Annotated in this window: 13 protein-coding genes and 1 pseudogene; 7 read left to right on the top strand and 7 right to left on the bottom strand. The window is 73.9% G+C overall.

Features of this window, described 5'->3' with window-relative positions; all coding sequences use genetic code 11:
* Positions 1–98: 98 nt before the first annotated feature.
* Complete coding sequence (ku, locus tag V7E46_RS25965; RefSeq protein ID WP_333770665.1) at positions 99–1,082, bottom strand: non-homologous end joining protein Ku; 984 nt, start codon at positions 1,080–1,082, stop codon at positions 99–101.
* A 38-nt stretch (positions 1,083–1,120) separates the two neighbouring features.
* Here ku and ligD (V7E46_RS25960) point away from each other — a divergent pair.
* Together ligD (V7E46_RS25960) and ligD (V7E46_RS25955) are read left to right on the top strand one after the other, a co-directional pair.
* Positions 1,121–1,481 (top strand): annotated as a pseudogene (gene ligD, locus V7E46_RS25960) (non-homologous end-joining DNA ligase LigD); the annotation flags it as partial.
* A 138-nt stretch (positions 1,482–1,619) separates the two neighbouring features.
* Positions 1,620–2,120 (top strand): non-homologous end-joining DNA ligase LigD, encoded by a 501-nt coding sequence (gene ligD, locus V7E46_RS25955; protein WP_443054349.1) that lies wholly within the window; start codon positions 1,620–1,622, stop codon positions 2,118–2,120.
* Positions 2,121–2,139: 19 nt separating this feature from the next.
* Here the strand turns inward: ligD (V7E46_RS25955) and V7E46_RS25950 are convergent, their stop codons facing one another.
* Positions 2,140–2,790, bottom strand: a complete 651-nt coding sequence (locus V7E46_RS25950; RefSeq protein ID WP_333770664.1) for a DinB family protein — start codon at positions 2,788–2,790, stop codon at positions 2,140–2,142.
* A gap of 114 nt (positions 2,791–2,904) precedes the next feature.
* Complete coding sequence (locus V7E46_RS25945) at positions 2,905–4,074, bottom strand: ROK family transcriptional regulator (protein WP_333770663.1); 1,170 nt, start codon at positions 4,072–4,074, stop codon at positions 2,905–2,907.
* 160 nt (positions 4,075–4,234) lie between these two features.
* Between V7E46_RS25945 and V7E46_RS25940 the strand changes: the two genes are divergently transcribed.
* The 4 genes from V7E46_RS25940 (at position 4,235) to V7E46_RS25925 (ending at position 9,486) form a co-directional block, all read left to right on the top strand.
* Entirely contained in the window at positions 4,235–6,415 is a 2,181-nt protein-coding gene (locus V7E46_RS25940; RefSeq protein ID WP_333770662.1) for an alpha-galactosidase, read from the top strand.
* Positions 6,416–6,694: 279 nt separating this feature from the next.
* Positions 6,695–8,050, top strand: a complete 1,356-nt coding sequence (locus tag V7E46_RS25935) for a M20/M25/M40 family metallo-hydrolase (protein ID WP_333770661.1) — start codon at positions 6,695–6,697, stop codon at positions 8,048–8,050.
* 210 nt (positions 8,051–8,260) lie between these two features.
* Positions 8,261–8,500: a DUF397 domain-containing protein gene (locus V7E46_RS25930; protein WP_329181473.1), complete on the top strand. Its 240-nt coding sequence runs from the start codon at positions 8,261–8,263 to the stop codon at positions 8,498–8,500.
* 83 nt (positions 8,501–8,583) lie between these two features.
* Positions 8,584–9,486, top strand: coding sequence for a helix-turn-helix domain-containing protein (locus tag V7E46_RS25925; RefSeq protein WP_333770660.1), 903 nt, complete (start codon positions 8,584–8,586; stop codon positions 9,484–9,486).
* Here the strand turns inward: V7E46_RS25925 and V7E46_RS25920 are convergent.
* The 4 genes from V7E46_RS25920 to V7E46_RS25905 form a co-directional block, all read right to left on the bottom strand.
* On the bottom strand, positions 9,416–10,330 hold the full coding sequence (locus tag V7E46_RS25920) for an SAM-dependent methyltransferase (RefSeq protein ID WP_333770659.1): 915 nt from the start codon (positions 10,328–10,330) through the stop codon (positions 9,416–9,418). The genes V7E46_RS25925 and V7E46_RS25920 overlap by 71 nt on opposite strands.
* A gap of 141 nt (positions 10,331–10,471) precedes the next feature.
* Positions 10,472–11,464, bottom strand: coding sequence for a hypothetical protein (locus V7E46_RS25915; protein ID WP_333770658.1), 993 nt, complete (start codon positions 11,462–11,464; stop codon positions 10,472–10,474).
* 279 nt (positions 11,465–11,743) lie between these two features.
* On the bottom strand, positions 11,744–13,585 hold the full coding sequence (locus tag V7E46_RS25910; RefSeq protein ID WP_333770657.1) for a coagulation factor 5/8 type domain-containing protein: 1,842 nt from the start codon (positions 13,583–13,585) through the stop codon (positions 11,744–11,746).
* A gap of 760 nt (positions 13,586–14,345) precedes the next feature.
* Positions 14,346–14,912, bottom strand: a complete 567-nt coding sequence (locus V7E46_RS25905) for a TetR family transcriptional regulator (protein WP_333770656.1) — start codon at positions 14,910–14,912, stop codon at positions 14,346–14,348.
* Positions 14,913–15,045: 133 nt separating this feature from the next.
* Here V7E46_RS25905 and V7E46_RS25900 point away from each other — a divergent pair, with 133 nt between their 5' ends.
* Positions 15,046–15,969, top strand: a complete 924-nt coding sequence (locus V7E46_RS25900; protein ID WP_333770655.1) for an SDR family oxidoreductase — start codon at positions 15,046–15,048, stop codon at positions 15,967–15,969.
* Positions 15,970–16,246: the final 277 nt, after the last annotated feature.

Here is a 16,246-nt window from a genome sequence, read left to right as displayed (position 1 = left end):
GGGGAGGGGAGGGGACGGACATGACGGTCTCCTGGGAGTCGACTGTATAAAGACAGTAACTCCCAGAAAGTTGTCGGATGTCAAATAAAAGTAAGCTTTCAGTTTGCCCTGCGGTGGTCCGTCGACTTCTTCGCCGCGGCTCCGGTCTTCTTCGCGGCCGACTTGGCCGCGGTCTTCTTGGCGGCACCCTTCTTGGCCGCCGGCTTCTTCTCCGCCGCCTTCCTGGCCGGCCGCTTCCCGCCGGCGCCCTCGCGTCCGGACGACGGGCTCAGCTCGGTGACGGTCGCGTGCTGCCCCTCCTCGCCGCCTCGGCCGACCTTGGCCTGGTCCACCGAGGCCTGGAGCGCCGCCATCAGGTCCACCACCGTGCCGCCGCCGCCCTCGCCGCCGGCCGCGGGCGGCGCCGCGCCTTCCAGCTTCGCCATCACCAGCGCCTCGACCGCCGCCGCGTACTCGTCGTGGTAGGCCGACAGGTCGGCCTCGCCGAGCGCGTCGATCAGCGTGTCGGCCAGCTGGAGCTCGTTGTCGCTGATGTTGACCTTGCCGCGCGGGGCGGCGTCGGTCGCCGGATTCAGCTCGTCGGGCCAGCGCAGCGTCTGCAGCAGCAGGATGTCGTCGCGTGCGGTGATCAGCGCCAGGTGCTCGGAGTTGCGCATCGCGAACTTGCCCACCGCGGCCTTGCCCGAGCGGGCCAGCGCGTCGCGCATCAGGACGTACGGCTTGTTCGCGGTCGGCGAGGACGGCGCCAGGAAGTACGGCGTGTCCAGCTGCATCGCGTCCACGGAGGAGGCGTCGACGAAGCCGCTCACCTCGATGGTCTTGGCGGTCGGCAGCGGCAGCGACTGGAGGTCGGCGTCGCTGACCTCGACCAGCTGGTCGTCCGGGGTCTCGAAGGCCCGGCCGATGTCCGCCGAGGTCAGCACCTCCTCGTCCAGCTCGCAGGTCTTCTGGTAGCGCACCCGGCCCTGGTCGGCCAGATGGATCTGCCGGAAGCTGATCTTGTGGGTGGACACCGCGGATCCGAGCTTCACCGGGATCGAGACCAGTCCGAAGGCCAGATTCCCGCTCCAGACACTGCGCATAGCATGTCCTTTTTGTCAGGCTATGGGATCTTTATGGTATGCCGATCACCGAGGTCGAGGGCCGCCAGATCAAGCTCAGCCACCTCGATCGGGTGCTCTGGCCGGACACCGGAACCACCAAGGGCGAGCTGCTGCACTACTACGCGAGCGTCGCCGAGGTCCTGATCCCGCACTGCGCCGGGCGCCCGGTCAGCTTCGTCAGAACGCCCGACGGCGTGCAGGGCCAGCGCTTCTTCCAGAAACGGCCGCCCGCCGGTACACCCGAGTGGGTGACGACCGCCGAGACGCTCAGGAGCAGCGGCGAACTCATGCCGCAGGTCCAGGTCAACGACCTCGCGACCCTGATGTGGGCGGCGAACCTCGCATGCGTGGAGATCCACACCCCACAGTGGCGGGGGGGGGGGGGGGGGGGGGGGGGGGGGGGGGGGGGGGGGGGGGGGGGGGGGCGCCCCCCCCCCCCCCCCCCCCCCCCCCCCCCCCCCCCCCCCCCCCCCCCCCCCCGCGGCCCCCCCCCCCCCCCCCCCCCCCCCCCCCCGCCTGGTCATCGACCTCGACCCCGGCCCCGGCCGCAGCGTCGTCGACTGCTGCCGGGTCGCCCTGCTGCTCCGTGAACGGCTCGGCGCCGACGGCATCGAGACCTGGGCCAAGACCAGCGGCTCCAAGGGCCTGCACCTCTACGCCGCACTGCGGGACGCGGACTCACGGCAGGCCTCCGACTACGCCCGGGGCGTCGCCCGGGAGCTGGAGCGCGCGCACCCCGACCGGGTCGTCTCGCGGATGACCAAGGCCGACAGGACCGGGCGGGTCTTCATCGACTGGTCGCAGAACTCGGCGAAGAAGACGACGGCGACGCCGTACACCGTACGGGCCCGTCCGGAGCCCGCGGTCTCCACGCCGCTCGCCTGGTCGGAGGTGGAATCCGCGGCCACTCCGGAGGATCTGGCCTTCACCCTCACCGACCTCGCCGCCCGCCTCGCCGACCACGGCGACCTGCTCGCCCCCCTCCTGGCCCGGGACGCCGCGGCGCCGCTGCCCTGAAGGCGCCCGGCCCGCGGACTCAGCCGCGGGGTTCCCCGTACCAGCGCCAGCTCGTCCGCCGCTCGCGGCCCGGCAGCGCGGCCCGCCCGGTCGACCACAGCAGCGCGGGCCACGGCTCGGCGTCGGCGGGCGCGTCGGGGAAGAGCCGGTGCAGCGTCCTGGCGCACAGATCGCCGGGCGGCTCGAACGGTATGCCGAGCCCGCTGGCGATGTCGTGCGTGTGGACCAGCGTCTCGACCACGCCCATCGCGCCGAAGCCTGCCGGGTCCGCAGCCCCGAAGACGTGGTGCGACCGCAGGCCGGGTGAGGTGGTGCGCACCATCGAGGTCAGCAGCGCCCCGCAGGCCTCCAGCGCCTGCAGCAGCCCCGCGCCGCCCTCCCCGCGGTCCACGAAGATCGTGCTCGCCGGCCCGTCCGGGGTCACCCGGTGCCAGGAGGCCGGCACGATGGTGGTCAGCGAGGGCGCGCGCGGCCCGAGCTGGAGCGCGTACGCGAAAAGGTCGTCGGCCAGGTGCTCCGCGGTCTGCCAGCAGGTCCAGCTCAGGGTGCCGGCGGGCGCGTCCCAGCCGCCGTCGGGCGCGTCCCGCAGGGCGGCCACCGACAGGCGTACGGCCAGGTCCACGTCGTCGGCGGTCACAGGACCCGGGGCGCGCTCTGCTGCGGATGTCATGCCGGGCACCGTACAACTCCCGGCGGACAGCCCTCACCGCAGTTCCGGCGCGGACGTCACCGGACCCACGGCGCGGGCCTCACCGGACGGCTCACGGCGCGGGCTCCGCCGGACTCACGGTGCGGGCGCGAAGACCCGCTGGGCCGCCACCGCCGCGCCGCCGCGCGCCCACGCCTCGAACGGCAGCGGCCGCACCACGAGGTCGCAGTCCGCGGCGGCCCCGAAGGCCTGGGCGCGAAAGGCCTCGCGCACCGCGTCGGCGAACAGGTCGTAGGAGGCCGCTCCCTCGCCGGAGATGATGATGCGCTGCGGGCCGACGAGGTTGGCGACCGAGGCCATCGCGAGGCCGAGCGCGCGCCCGGCGCGGGCGAAGACCTCGCGTACGGCCGGGTCGCCCGCGTGCGCGCGGCGCACGGCCGCCGCCATGGTCAGGCCGGGCTCGCCGGTGGCCTGCCTGGCCTGCTCGGTGATCGCGTGGGCGGCGGCGACCGCCTCGACGCACCCGGTGTTGCCGCAGGTGCAGACCCGGTCGCCGCCGACCGGCAGATGCCCGGCCTCGCCGGAGACGCCGTAGGCCCCCGACAGCACGCGCCCGTCGACGGAGATACCGCAGCCGATCCCGGCCCCGACCGTGACCAGGGCGAAGGACGAAAGGCCGGCGCCCGCGCCGAACCACTGCTCGGCCACGGTCAGCGCCCGTACGTCGTTCTCCACCACGGCGGGCGCGCCGGCGGCGGCCTCGACCAGCCGGGCCAGCGGCACCTGCCGCCAGTCCAGGAACGGCGAATACTGCACGGTCCCGGTCCGCGCGTCGATGTCGCCCGCCAGCGTCACGCCGATGCCGTGCACCCCGCCCGGCGACCCGGTGCCGCCCGCCGCCTCCGGCCCGCCCGCTTCCCGCAGCCCGGTCACCAGCCGTGCGACGGCCCCCACCACCGTGCCGACGTCCCGCGAGGCCAGCGGGGCGCGCCGGGCGGCGAGCGGGGCGGCGGTCAGGTCGGTGAGGACGCCGATCAGCTCGTCGGCCGTCACCTTGACGCCGATGAAACGGGCGCGCTCCGGCCGTACGGCCATCGGTGTCGCGGGCCGGCCGCTCGCCCGTTCCCCCTGCGGGCGGCCCAGCTCGGTGATCCAGCCGTCGGCCAGCAGGGGAGCGGAGACCTTGGTGACGGCGCCGGGCGACAGGCCGGTACGCCGCCCCAGCTCCGCCCGGGTGAGGGGGCCGTGCACCAGCAGCGTCCTGAAGACCAGGGCGGCGGCGGGCGGCCGGCCGGCGAGCGTCATGCGGCCGACCTTACCTTTCCGGCAGAAACCGGGAAAGGGACCTGCTCCAGGGTCTGGGCGGGCCGCCTGCCGCCCGGCCTGCGGTATCACCCCGCGAATATGTTGACGATGGAAGGAAAGTCGGCCTAGATTCGGCCGGAGCCGAGGAAAGGACCCCGCCATGCAGAACGCCACCGCACGGACCGCCTGCCTGCGTGCGGCGGGCACCGCCCTGGTCGTGGAGCTGACCGAGCCCGTGCCGCGGGTCCTGCACTGGGGCGCCGACCTCGGCGCGCTGTCGGACGCCGACGCCGCCGCGCTCAGCCTCACCGCGGAGGCCGCGGTCCTCAACAACTCCATCGACCGGCCGCGCCGCTTCACCGTCTGGCCCACCGAGGCCGACGGCTGGTCCGGCACCCCCGCGCACGAGGGCCACCTCGCGGGCGGCGCCGCGGCCCCCGGCCCGGTGCTCACCGGCAGTACGCACCGCGAACTCCCCGGCGGCGGCGGTGAGATCGGCATCGCGCTGACCGACGCCGCCGCCGGGCTCGACATCACCGTCACCTACCGCCTGGAGCCCTCGGGAGTGCTCGGCGTCGCCGCGTCCCTCACCCGCCGGGCCGACGCCGACCCCGAACCGTACGACCTCGCCCGTGTCTCGACCCTGCTGCCGCTGCCGGCCCGGGCCACCGAGGTGCTGGACTTCACCGGCAAGTGGAGCCGGGAACGCCAGCCGCAGCGCCGCCCGCTGGGCCACGGCGCCTACGTCCGCGAGGTGCGGCGCGGCAAGCCCGGCCTGGACTCGCCGTACCTGCTGACCGTCGGGGCGCCCGGCTTCGGCTTCCGGCACGGCGAGGTGTGGGGCGTGCATGTCGCCTGGAGCGGCGACCAGCGCTACCTGGTCGAACAGCTCCCCGAGGGCGCCGGTGTCCACGCCGCGGTCCTCGGCGGCGGCGAACTGCTGCGGGCGGGCGAGATACGCCTCGCCCCCGGCGCGACCCACCGCACCCCGGTGTGCCACTTCGGCTGGTCGGCCGACGGTCTCGACGGTCTCGCCGACCGCTTCCACACCCTGCTGCGCGACCGGCCCGGCCATCCGCGCACCCCGCGGCCCGTGGTGCTCAACAGCTGGGAGGCCGTCTACTTCGACCACGACCTGGACCGGCTGCGCCGGCTCGCCGAGCGGGCCGCCGAGGTCGGGGTGGAGCGCTTCGTGCTGGACGACGGCTGGTTCACCGGCCGCCGTGCCGACAACGCCGGGCTCGGCGACTGGTACGTCGACCCGCAGGTGTGGCCGGACGGCCTCGCGCCGCTGGCCGACCACGTCCGGGCGCTCGGCATGGACTTCGGGCTGTGGTTCGAGCCCGAGATGGTCAACCCCGACTCCGACTTGGCCCGCGAGCACCCCGACTGGATACTCGGCCCGGCCCGAGGGCGCGGCCCCACCTCCCGCAACCAGTACGTGCTGGACGTCTCGCACCCGGGCGCCTGGGCGTATCTGCTGGAACGGCTCGACGCCCTGGTCGGCGCCTACGGCATCGCCTACCTCAAGTGGGACCACAACCGGGACCTGCACGAGGCGGTGCACGGCCCCGGCGACCGGCCCGCGGGGCACGCCCAGGTCGAGGCGTTCTACCGGCTGCTCGACACGCTGCGCACCCGGCACCCGGCGCTGGAGATCGAGAGCTGCGCCTCCGGCGGCGGCCGGATCGACCTGGGCGTGCTCGCCAGGACCGACCGGGTGTGGACCTCGGACTGCAACGACCCGGTGGAACGCCAGAGCATCCAGCGCTGGACCGGGCAGCTGCTGCCGCCCGAGCTGGTCGGCGCCCATGTCGGCGCGGCTGGGAGCCACACCACCGGCCGGGTCACCGCCGACTCCTTCCGGCTGGCCACCAGCCTGTTCTGCCACCCCGGGATCGAGCAGGACCTGACCCGGTGCGACCCCGACGAGCTGGCCAGGATCACCGCGTGGACCGCCCTCTACCGCGAGCTGCGCCCGCTGCTGCACGGCGGGCGGCAGGTCCGCGCCGACCTGCCGGGCGACGCCGTGCTGCTGCACGGCGTCGTGGCCGGCGACTCCTCGGCCGCGCTGTTCTGCTGGGCGCGGCTGACCACCTCGCCGGAGGGCCAGTCGGGGCGGGTACGGCTGCCGGGCCTCGCGCCGGACGCCGCCTACCGGGTGCGGATCCGCACCGACCTCGGGCTGCCGTCGCTGCACCAGACGGCGGGACCCGCCTGGTTCACGGCGGCGCTGGACGGCTGGGTGCCGCTGCCCGGGCCGGTGCTGGCGCGGGCCGGCCTGCCGATGCCGACCCTGAACCCGGGGCACGCACTGCTGATCGAGGTGCAGAGGGCCTGAGACGCGGGGCCCGATGCGGAAGGCCCGATGCGCAGGGCTGAGACGCAGGGCCTGACGCGCGCGGGGCTTGACCGGTGTGCGCGCGGCCTGACCGGGGCGGCTGAGGTCCGGCCCGCGCGGGGTGAGGTCCGGCCGGGCGGCGGGCGCGCGGGCCCGCTTCCGTATATCGTCCGTTCGGCCCACCCCGGCTGCGGCGCCACCGCGCACTGGCCAGGGTGCTCAGCGAGGGGACCCGGGCCCGGGTCCCCGGCCGGACGGCGGGACCGGGGAGTGCGCGCGATGGACCTCAGCAGCACGGTGGACGGCCTGATGGACGGCCTCACCGCCGATCTCGTGCGGCTCGCCGAGATCCCGTCGATCGCCTTCCCCGGCTATCCGCACTCCGAGGTCGTCAGGGCGCACGACCTGCTGGTGGAGCTGCTGCGGGAGGCGGGCGTCGAGCACATCGAACGCCTCGACCTGCCCGACACGGCGCCGGTCATCTACGCGGAGATCCCGCCGCCGGACCCCGGCGCGCCTACCGTGCTCCTCTACGGCCACTACGACGTCCAGCCGCCCGGCGACGAGTCGCTGTGGCTCTCGCCGCCCTTCCGGGCGACCCCGGTCGAAGGCGGGCTGCGGGCCCGCGGCATCGCCGACGACAAGTCCAACGTGATCGCCCATCTGGGGGTGCTGCGGGCCTACGGCGGCCGGCCGCCCACCGGCCTGAAGATCGTGCTGGAGGGCCAGGAGGAATACGGCAGCGCCTTCGACGACCACCCGCTCAGCGACCCCGGGCGCTTCGCCTGCGACGCCATGGTGATCGCCGACATGGGCAATCTGCGGCCCGGCACCCCGACCCTCACCACCGGGCTGCGCGGTGTCGCCGAGGTGGTGGTCGAGGTACGCACCCTGGCCGAGGCCCGGCACAGCGGCGCCTTCGGCGGCGCCGCCCCCGACGCGCTGCTGGCCCTGGTCCGTGCACTGGCCGGGCTGCACGACGAGCGCGGCGATGTGGCGGTGCCCGGTCTGCGCCGGGATACGTGGGACGGGGCGTCGTACACCGAGGAGGAATTCCGCGAACTGGCCACCGTGGCCGACGGGATGCCGCTGACCGGCACCGGCAGCCTGGGGGAGCGGCTGTGGAGCGGCCCGGCGATCACGGTGATCGGCCTGGACGCCCCGGCCGTGGACGGCGCCGCCTCCGCGGTGGTCCCCTACGCCCGCGCCAAGCTCAATCTGCGGGTGCACCCGCGGCAGGACCCGCGGCAGGCCACCGAGGCCCTGGTCCGGCATCTGCGCGAACACCGCCCGTACGGGGTCGAGTTGACGGTCACGGCCAGCGACGCGGGCCCCGGCTTCGAAGCGTCCGTCGACGGGCCCGCCTACCGCGCCGCCCGTACCGCGCTGCGCGAGGGCTGGGGCGCCGAGCCGCAGTTCGCGGCGAGCGGCGGTTCCATCCCGCTGGTCAACGGGCTCGCCAGGGCCGCACCCCGGGCCGAGGTGCTGCTCTTCGGCGCCCAGGACAGCATGTGCAACCTGCACGCGCCCAACGAGCGGGTGCTCTTCTCCGAGCTGCGCGGCGCGGTCATCGCCGAGGCCGCCTTCCTGCGCGAGTACGCCGCGGCCTTCCGGACGGCGGGCGGCGCGCGATGAGCGGTGCGGCGCGGTGCCTGATTGCCCTGCTTTTCATCCCGATTTGGGGATTTGTCTCGCTCGGTGCAATTGCCACGTGATGTTGCACGCCGCCAATGCAATTGCATCGGGAATTGCGGCGGTATTTGCCGGGTAGGCGTCTGTCGGCCCCGCGATTGCGGCGCCGGCCCGACGGATGACCCCGGTGGACCCAGGAAGAGGCGATGCCCGGTGGAGCAGCAGGTCAGCAACGGAGTTCAGGCCAGCAGCATTTCAGGGGCGGAATGGATCAAGAGCGCCCGCAGCAACCAGAGCGGCAACTGCGTCGAGGTCGCCCAGCTGCCGGGCGGCGGGGTGGCCGTCCGTAATTCGCGCTATCCGGAGGGACCCGCCCTGGTATACACGCAGGCAGAGATGGCCGCATTTGTCGAGGGCGCCAAGGACGGCGACTTCGACTCCTTTACGGTGTGAAGCCCGCGGCTTGACGTCCGGGAGGGCGAACGGCGGGCTTCACGCGGCAATACCGGCGCGGCCAGTCCGAACCGGGAGCCCGCATGTCCGCTCAAGCGCAGCCCGAATCGCCGTTACCGCTGTTCGAACGCCGTCCCGACATGGGCGCGCGAGCCACGTCCAGGGTGCTCGGCAATTATCTGCGGGCGCTGCGCGAGAGCCGCGGTTGCAGCCCGGCCGCCGCTGGCAGCCGCATCCGCGCCCACGCCTCCAAAATCAGCCGGATGGAGACCGCCCATGTCTCCCTCAAGGCCCGCGACGTCGAGGACCTGCTCCAGTTCTACGGCGTCGGCGTCGCGGAACGCGCCGAGATCGCACGCCTGGTGCAGTGTGCCGCGGGCCCCGACTGGTGGCAGTCGTACGGCGAGGTCGTCCCCGACTGGCTCCAGCAGCTGATCGGCCTGGAGCGTGACGCGCACCTGGTGCGTACCTACGAGACCCAGTTCGTCCCCGGCCTGTTGCAGACCGACGCCTACGCGCGGGCGGTCGTGGAGAGCGGGCACCGGCTGGCACCGCCCGGTGAGAACGCCCGGCGGGTGCAGCTGCGCCTGGAGCGCCAGCGCCGGATGACGGAACCCGGCGCGCCCGTGCTGTGGGCGCTCATCGACGAGGGCGTGCTGTACCGTCCGGTCGGCGGGGCGGCCGTGATGCGCGAGCAGTTGCTGCACCTGCTCGACGTCCTGCGGCGGCCCGGCATCCGCCTCCAGGTCGCCTCGTACGCCGCGAGCGCCGCCGCCACCCCGGGCACGGCGGTGACCTACCTGCGGTTCGCCCAGGGCTTCCTGCCCGACGTGGTCTATCTGGAGCACATGACCAGCGCGCTCTACCTCGACCGCCTCGACGACGTCGACCGCTACCGTGCCGCGCTGGACGAGCTCAGCGCGCTGGCGGCGACTCCCGCCGCCAGCCGGGCGATCCTGGAAGAGGCCCTGAGCCGCTACCGGTGACGCGGTGCGGGCGGCCCCCGGCCGGCCGGCCGACGATGCGGCCGACGCCGCCGAACTCGATCCACTCCCTGCTCGGCTGCTTCGGCGCCAGATCGGAGTCGGGGCGCCAGGTGGAGACCTCGACCAGGCCGGGCTCCAGGATCTCGGTGCCGTCGAGGAAGGCCGCGACGTCCCGCTCGCGGCGGACCTCGCCCCACTTCCCGCCGGTGCTGCGGTCCATGAACTCGGTGACGCCGCGCCGGATCCCCTCGTCCTCGCTCACCAGCTGGCACACCACCAGGAAGCTGCCCGGCGGCACCCTGGCCGCCGCCCGCCGCACCACCTCCGCCGGGTCGTCACGGTCCGGGACGCAGTGCAGCACCGACACGAAGAGCACCGCTACCGGCTGGTCGGTGTTGATCAGCCGCCTGACCTCGGGGTGCGACCAGATCCGCTCGGTGTCGCGCATGTCCGCCCGGATCACGGCGGTGTTCTCGTTCTGCTCCAGCAGCGCCCGGCCGTGCGCCAGCACGATCGGGTCGTTGTCGATGTAGACCACCCGGCAGCCGGGGTCGACCCGCTGGGCCACCTCGTGGACGTTGTCCTGCGTCGGCAAACCGGAACCGTGGTCGATGAACTGCCTGATCCCGTGGTCCTCGGCGAGCCTGCGCACCACGCGGCGCAGGAAGTCGCGGTTGTTCAGCGCGAGCACCTTGGTGCTCGGCACCTGCTTGAGCAGCTCCTCGGTGGCCGCCCGGTCCGCAGGGTAGTTGTCCTTCCCGTCCATCAGGAAGTCGTACATGCGGGCCACGCTCGGCACCGTCACGTCGATCGTGTCCGCCGGCGGTGAATCCCCGTGGTCCATCGGTTCCTTCACGGCGTCGTCGGCCGGAAACAGGCGAATTGGGAGTGATAGGGAGCACTCCCATCCTAGGCAGCCGGAATGTACCGGTCGAGACGGCAACCCGCCCCCCACGGACGGCGGCCCACGTCCGGCGCGCGCGTCTCAGGCCGTCGGACGGCCCGTCACCGGCAGCGCGTTGTACGCCCGCGCCACCACCGCCGGCGCTCCCTGGGCGCGTGACCCGGCCGGCCACCACAAGGTGACGTCCCGGGACTCACCGGGCAGCAGCCACAGGCAGTTGTCGTCCGCGAGCGCGGGCAGGTCCGGTCCGCCGGGGGCGGCGGACAGCGACAGCCGCACCATCGCGGCGGGCGAGGCACCCGTGTTGGCCACTGTCGCGGTGACCGAGGTGCGGGCCGCCGGGCGGGCGGCGACCGCGAGCCGCACGTTCGGCAGGCCGTTGACCGAGCGCATGTCCGTAGGGGTGCGGCAGCGCACGTAGTCGTTGGCCGACAGCAGCCGCCCGTCGGCCCCGGTCAGCCGCAGCCGCAGCAGATGCGTGGCCGGCAGCGAGCGGACGAACGGCACCGTGAGGGCTTCGGTGACCCGCCCGGCCGCGAGGTCCACCGTCCGCTCCGACCGCGCTCCGATCGGCCGCCCGCCGAGGTTGTACAGCTGCGCGGTGACCGTCGCGCCCCCGATCGCGGCAGCGGTGTGGTTCGCCGCGAGCACCGTGCCGTCCGCCGGGTCCGCCTGGACGTGCACCGCCTCGCTGCCCTTGCGGGCGCCGTAGTAGCCGCCGCTCGCGTCAAGGCCGTGCCGGCCGACCGGCCACACTGCCGTGTGCAGCGCCGGGTGCGGCATCGCCGAGGCCAGCGTGCCGGCGCCGCGCCACACACGGGTGTTCCACGCCTCGAACATCGCCCGCATGCTCTCGTAGTCGACGAACTGCGCCTTGCGGCACAGCTCCTGGGCCGACGTCGAGGCGTCAAGCCGGTCCTCGACCGCCCGCCGGTAGCCGTCCCCGTCCGCCCCGTCCGACACTTCCGTCCGGCCCGACCCGCCCGCCGCGCCGCCGTACGGCATGACCCGGGTCGTACGCGCCGGGGCCGCCGCGAAACCGGGTCTGCTGAGGGACGTCGGGTTCTTCGGCATGGGCACCGCTCCGTTCGGGAATGATGTTGACGAGGTGTGGACGTCGCGCAGATACGGGACTCCGCCTGCCCCGAAGGACGGGGGGCAAGCGGAGTCTGACAACGTTGCCACGTCGTGTTGACAACGTTGCCAGGGCAGTCTGCTCTGCCGCGCCCGACAGTTCAAGCCGGTCGGCGAAAATCTGCCGGCCACCGCGTGCCGAGCTGACACGGACATGCCGGAGGGGGGGGGCCGCCCCCCCCCCCCCCCCCCCCCCTCCGCGGGTGAACCGCCCGCCCGTCAGCCGACCGGGTAGCTCACCACGTCCACCGGCACCGTCGCGGTGCCCTGCGCCGCGTCGCCGTGGTCGTTGATCACGTGGTCGATCACGCCGGCGCCGTTCAGCGACACCGTCAGCAGATCGTGGAAGCGCACGTCCTTCCTGACCGGCACCTCGAAGCTGTGCGACACATGGATCGTCGGATCGATGTTGAAGAAGCAGTAACTGCCCAGGCCCCAGCCCTCGTGATGGCGCACCGAGTCGGCGACCTTGTACGCCGCATAGCCGTTGACGCCGTGATGGCGGTAGGCGGCCTGGTTCGGCGGGTCGTACGGCAGTTCGTTCTGGAACATGATCGTCCGGCCGTGGTCACCGTTCCACACCACGTTGTACTTCTGGAAGTGCTCCACGAACAGGCCGGTGGCCAGCACGTTGTCCCCGTTGACCACGACGCCGGACTCGGCGGTGTTCACCGTCCAGCCGACCCCGCTGCCGTGGTCGGCGCGCCAGGCCCAGATGTGGTCCAGCAGGACGTTGTCGCTGTTGACCACCAGCGCGGTGCCGGTACGGCCGGGGCCCGCGCCGCCGACCCGGAAGAAGACGTCCTGCACCGACGTCGGGTCCTGCGGGTCGCTGCGCCGTCCGCGTCCGCTGCCGATCTCCAGCAGCGACCGCGACTCGGCCTCGCCCGCGTCGAAGAGCAGGCCCGCGATCCGCACCCCGCGCACATCGTCCACCCGCATCGCCACCGCGCCGCCGACCGGTGTGAGGGTGGCGAAGCCGAGGCCGAGCACGACGGTGCCGGCCCACTTGACCTTGATGGTGCCGGTCAGCTCGTAGATGCCGGGGGTCAGCAGCAGGTGCTTGCCCTGCGCCAGCGCCTTGTTGATGGTGCGCACCGAGTCGGACGGCTTGGCGATGAAGAACTGCTCGATCGGGATCGAACTGCCCGGCGTGTGGCCGGTGCTCCATGTCGCGCCCGCCGTGTCGTGCCGCAGCGCGGGCAGGAACACCCGGTAGCGGCCGGTCGCGTCGACGTACAGAAAGGGCTTCTCGCGGCTGACCGGGGTGGTCGGCAGCGTGGTGTACGGCGGGTCGGGGAAGGACTGCTCGGGCGCGCCGGTCACTCCCGCGAAGACCTGGTTCCACACGCCGTTGGACCAGCTGGCCACCGAGCTGTTACGGGTCAGCCACTGCTGCTGCGAGGCGTTGATGACCTGGCCGTCGACCACCGAGTCGGCGATGAAGCCGCCGCTGGAGAAGCCGCCCTGGCGCGGGAAGAGGAAGAGCTGGCCGCGGATGTGCACCCGGCGCAGCGGCGCGGCCTGCGACACCGCCCACCAGTTGATGCCGTCGGTGGGATTGACCGCCAGATTCTCCGCCGAGCGCCAGAAGTTGGTCAGAGCGCTGTCGCCGCCGCCGGGCTGCGGCTGGCCCTCGACGCGGACGGCACCGTTGACAGTCACGTCGTCGGGGGACAGGCCGAGGCCTGCGACCGAGGTGTAGTAGCCGAGCTGTGCGTCGACGTCGTAGCTGCCCGGCTTGAACAGGAACGCGAAGCGCCCGGTGCCGAACTCGCTGGTCACCTGCTGCTGGGCGGCGGCGTCCAGCGCGGCCTGGATGTCGGCGGTCGGCGTGGCGGGGTCGAAGACCCGGACGTTGGGCCCGAAGTCCGGCTCCGCCGGGGCGTGTGGGCGGCCCTGGCCGCGGGCGGCCGCGGGCGCCGCGGACGCACCGAGCGGTACGGCGGACGCCAGGGCGGCCGTGGCGATGAACGAACGCCGGCTCAGCCCGCCGTCGGCGGGGGCGATCGGCGTTTCCTGGAAGGGGAGTTCACTGCCTGCGGCCCTGAACGAAGACATGAGCGATGACCACCTTCTGCAACCTCAAGCCAGCGCCCTACGGATTGTGGGCGACGTGAGAGCGCTCTCTTGCAGACGTACCCTGCGGCGTTCGGGGCGTGGGTGTCAAGATCTGTGAGAGCGCTCTCTCTCGGCCCTGGCCACGCCGCTCACAGTCGCAACATCCGCCACGGCGCCCGCCTTTCGGGCTCGCCCGGAGGTGCGGGTCCCGTACTGCCCGCGGCGGGGCGGGCGGTGGCGTCGCGGGGCCGTGACGTGCGGCTTCGCGCCGGGAGTTGGTCGGCGAGCGGGCTGCGGCGGCTGCCGTGCGACGGGCGCGGGGATGATGGCAGGGCGCGGTTACGGTGTCGTAACTGTTGCGTGTGCATCAGGTCGCGGACCAGGATCGGGGGGTCGGCGGACGGGCGCCGACCGGGTGCGCGGGGCGGCGGTCCCGGCCTGGGGCGGGGCGCTGCCGGGCCTTCGCGGTCGGCGGCGGTCAGGCGCCGGAGTCGGCGGACGTGGGGTCGTACCCGGGCCCCGGCCGGGCTCAACCGTCCGGCGGCCGTCAGCTGCCTGAGGCGGCGGCCTCGGGGCCGCACGGGCCGCGGTCGAGGTGGGGCGGCCGGGTGTTCGCAGTCCGGGGGCGGGCGTCCGAGGCGGCGGCCTCGGGTCGCGGCGGTCGGGGCTTCGGTCACGGTCCGGCGGCGGTCACGGCCGTAGCGTCGGACGGGGTGCTGTCGGGGCGGCGGCAGGCGGGTGGCCGCCGTCCGGGCAGGGGTCAGGCGCCGCAGGTCACGGCCCTGAGTTCGGCGAGCGAATCCCGCATCAGCGCCGTCAGGTCCTCGCCTGCGGCGCCGTCTATCCAGCGCTCGAACGCGATCCTGAAGACCGCGATGCCGGCCTCGGCGACCAGGCTCGCGCCCGGTTCGGTGACGCCGCGCCCGCGCAGGGCGTCCGCCATCGCGGCGGCGAGCGTGGCGAGCTTGATCAGCTCGCGTTCCTGGAGTTCGGAATTCGCGGCGATGACGGCCTGGCGCTGGACGGCGTGCGGGCGGCGGTCGCGGAAGAGGTCGCCGACCGCGTCGAGGCCCGCGGCGACCGCGACGATCGGCGCTGCCGTCTCCGGGGCGCCCGCCACCGCGTCGACCAGGCACTCCTGGAGTACGGCCGAGCCGGAGAACAGCACTTCGCGCTTGTCGGCGAAGTGCCGGAAGAACGTCCGCTCGGTGAGGCCCGCCCGTTTGGCGATCTCCGTCACCGTGGTCTGCCCGAAGCCGCGCTCCACATAGAGCTCCAGTGCGGCCTGCTCAAGGCGGCCCCGCGCGTTCGGCTCCCATCGACCCATGGCCACGATTCTACGCGATGGCAGCGGCTGACATCGAGTGCTACGGTTGATGACAGCAGCTGACATCGACGGTCTCCGTGCCAGGATCGCGGCGCGGACCGCCCGGCCCACCCGATATCCGGAGGTTCTTCCCATGCGTGTTTTCGTCACCGGCGCGTCCGGCTGGATCGGCTCCGCCGTCGTACCCGACCTCATCGCCGCGGGCCACCAGGTCGTCGGCCTCGCCCGCTCGAACGACTCGGCGGACGCTCTCGCCGCGGCCGGGGCCGAGGTGGAGCGCGGCACCCTCGACGACCTCGACGTCCTGCGGCGCGCCGCGGCCGGCGCCGACGGCGTGATCCATCTCGCGTTCAAGCACGACCTCGCCTTCACGGGGAATTTCGGCGCCGCCGCGGAGGCGGACCGGCTGGCCGTCGACACCTTCGGTGAGGTGCTGGCCGGCTCCGACCGGCCGTTCGTCATCGCGTCGGGGACGCTCGGGCTCGCACCCGGTCGCCTGGCGACCGAGAAGGACGGCCTGGACACGCCCGTCGACAGCAGCGGCCCCGGCGTCCGGCACGCCACCGCGCACGCGGCGCTCGCGCTCGCGTCCCGCGGGGTCCGCTCGTCCGTCGTGCGCCTCGCCCCGTCGATCCACGGCGACGGCGACCACGGCTTCATGGCGACCCTGGTCGCCATCGCCCGCGACAAGGGCGTTTCCGGCTACATCGGCGACGGGTCGCAGCGCTGGCCCGCGGCACACAGGTTCGACGCCGCGCGGCTGTTCGCGCTGGCGCTGGAGAAGGCCCCCGCGGGCTCGGTCCTGCACGGGGTCGCCGACCAGGGGGTGCCGATCCGCGACATCGCCGAGGTGATCGGCCGCCACCTCGACGTCCCGGTCGCCTCCGTGGCCCCGGACGACGCGGCCGACCACTTCACCTGGCTGGCCGGTTTCCTCGGCATCGACAGCCCCGTGTCGAGCGCGCTCACCCGCGAGCTGCTGGGATGGGAGCCGACGCACCCCGGCCTGATCGAGGACCTCGACAAGGGCCACTACTTCCAGCAGCCGGCCGCGTGACCCCTCCCCGCGCGGGCTGCCGGGCAAGTCCCCGGCAGCCCCTGCGGGGCACGTGCTTGTGCGGCCCCCGCGCGTGCGGTCCCGCCGGCGGCCACCCCGCTTCGGTGTCCGATCCGGCGACAACGGCTCGGTCCGCGCCTGTCGCGCGCCGGTCAACGGCCCACCCGGGCCGACCGCCGGCTGATCCGGGCGAAGCTGCCTGCGCACCCGGGGGGGGGGGGCGGGGCGGCGCCCCCCCCCCCGCCGCGCTCAGCGCGTGCCAGAGGGGGGGGGCGCG

It is taken from the genome of Streptomyces sp. IBSBF 2435, assembly GCF_036815005.1.
Lineage (GTDB): Bacteria > Actinomycetota > Actinomycetes > Streptomycetales > Streptomycetaceae > Actinacidiphila.
Note: the sequence above shows the minus strand (reverse complement) of the source record. Positions and strands in the feature narration are given on the sequence as shown.

Excerpts from the sequence above, each read along its gene's own strand:
- V7E46_RS25935 (WP_333770661.1), top strand. The coding sequence starts at position 6,695 with ATGGACCTCAGCAGCACGGTGGACGGCCTGATGGACGGCCTCACCGCC.
- V7E46_RS25915 (WP_333770658.1), bottom strand. The coding sequence starts at position 11,464 with ATGCCGAAGAACCCGACGTCCCTCAGCAGACCCGGTTTCGCGGCGGCC.
- V7E46_RS25925 (WP_333770660.1), top strand. The coding sequence starts at position 8,584 with ATGTCCGCTCAAGCGCAGCCCGAATCGCCGTTACCGCTGTTCGAACGC.
- V7E46_RS25920 (WP_333770659.1), bottom strand. The coding sequence starts at position 10,330 with ATGGACCACGGGGATTCACCGCCGGCGGACACGATCGACGTGACGGTG.
- V7E46_RS25940 (WP_333770662.1), top strand. The coding sequence starts at position 4,235 with ATGCAGAACGCCACCGCACGGACCGCCTGCCTGCGTGCGGCGGGCACC.
- ku (WP_333770665.1), bottom strand. The coding sequence starts at position 1,082 with ATGCGCAGTGTCTGGAGCGGGAATCTGGCCTTCGGACTGGTCTCGATC.
- V7E46_RS25905 (WP_333770656.1), bottom strand. The coding sequence starts at position 14,912 with ATGGGTCGATGGGAGCCGAACGCGCGGGGCCGCCTTGAGCAGGCCGCA.
- V7E46_RS25900 (WP_333770655.1), top strand. The coding sequence starts at position 15,046 with ATGCGTGTTTTCGTCACCGGCGCGTCCGGCTGGATCGGCTCCGCCGTC.
- V7E46_RS25910 (WP_333770657.1), bottom strand. The coding sequence starts at position 13,585 with ATGTCTTCGTTCAGGGCCGCAGGCAGTGAACTCCCCTTCCAGGAAACG.
- V7E46_RS25950 (WP_333770664.1), bottom strand. The coding sequence starts at position 2,790 with ATGACATCCGCAGCAGAGCGCGCCCCGGGTCCTGTGACCGCCGACGAC.
- V7E46_RS25945 (WP_333770663.1), bottom strand. The coding sequence starts at position 4,074 with ATGACGCTCGCCGGCCGGCCGCCCGCCGCCGCCCTGGTCTTCAGGACG.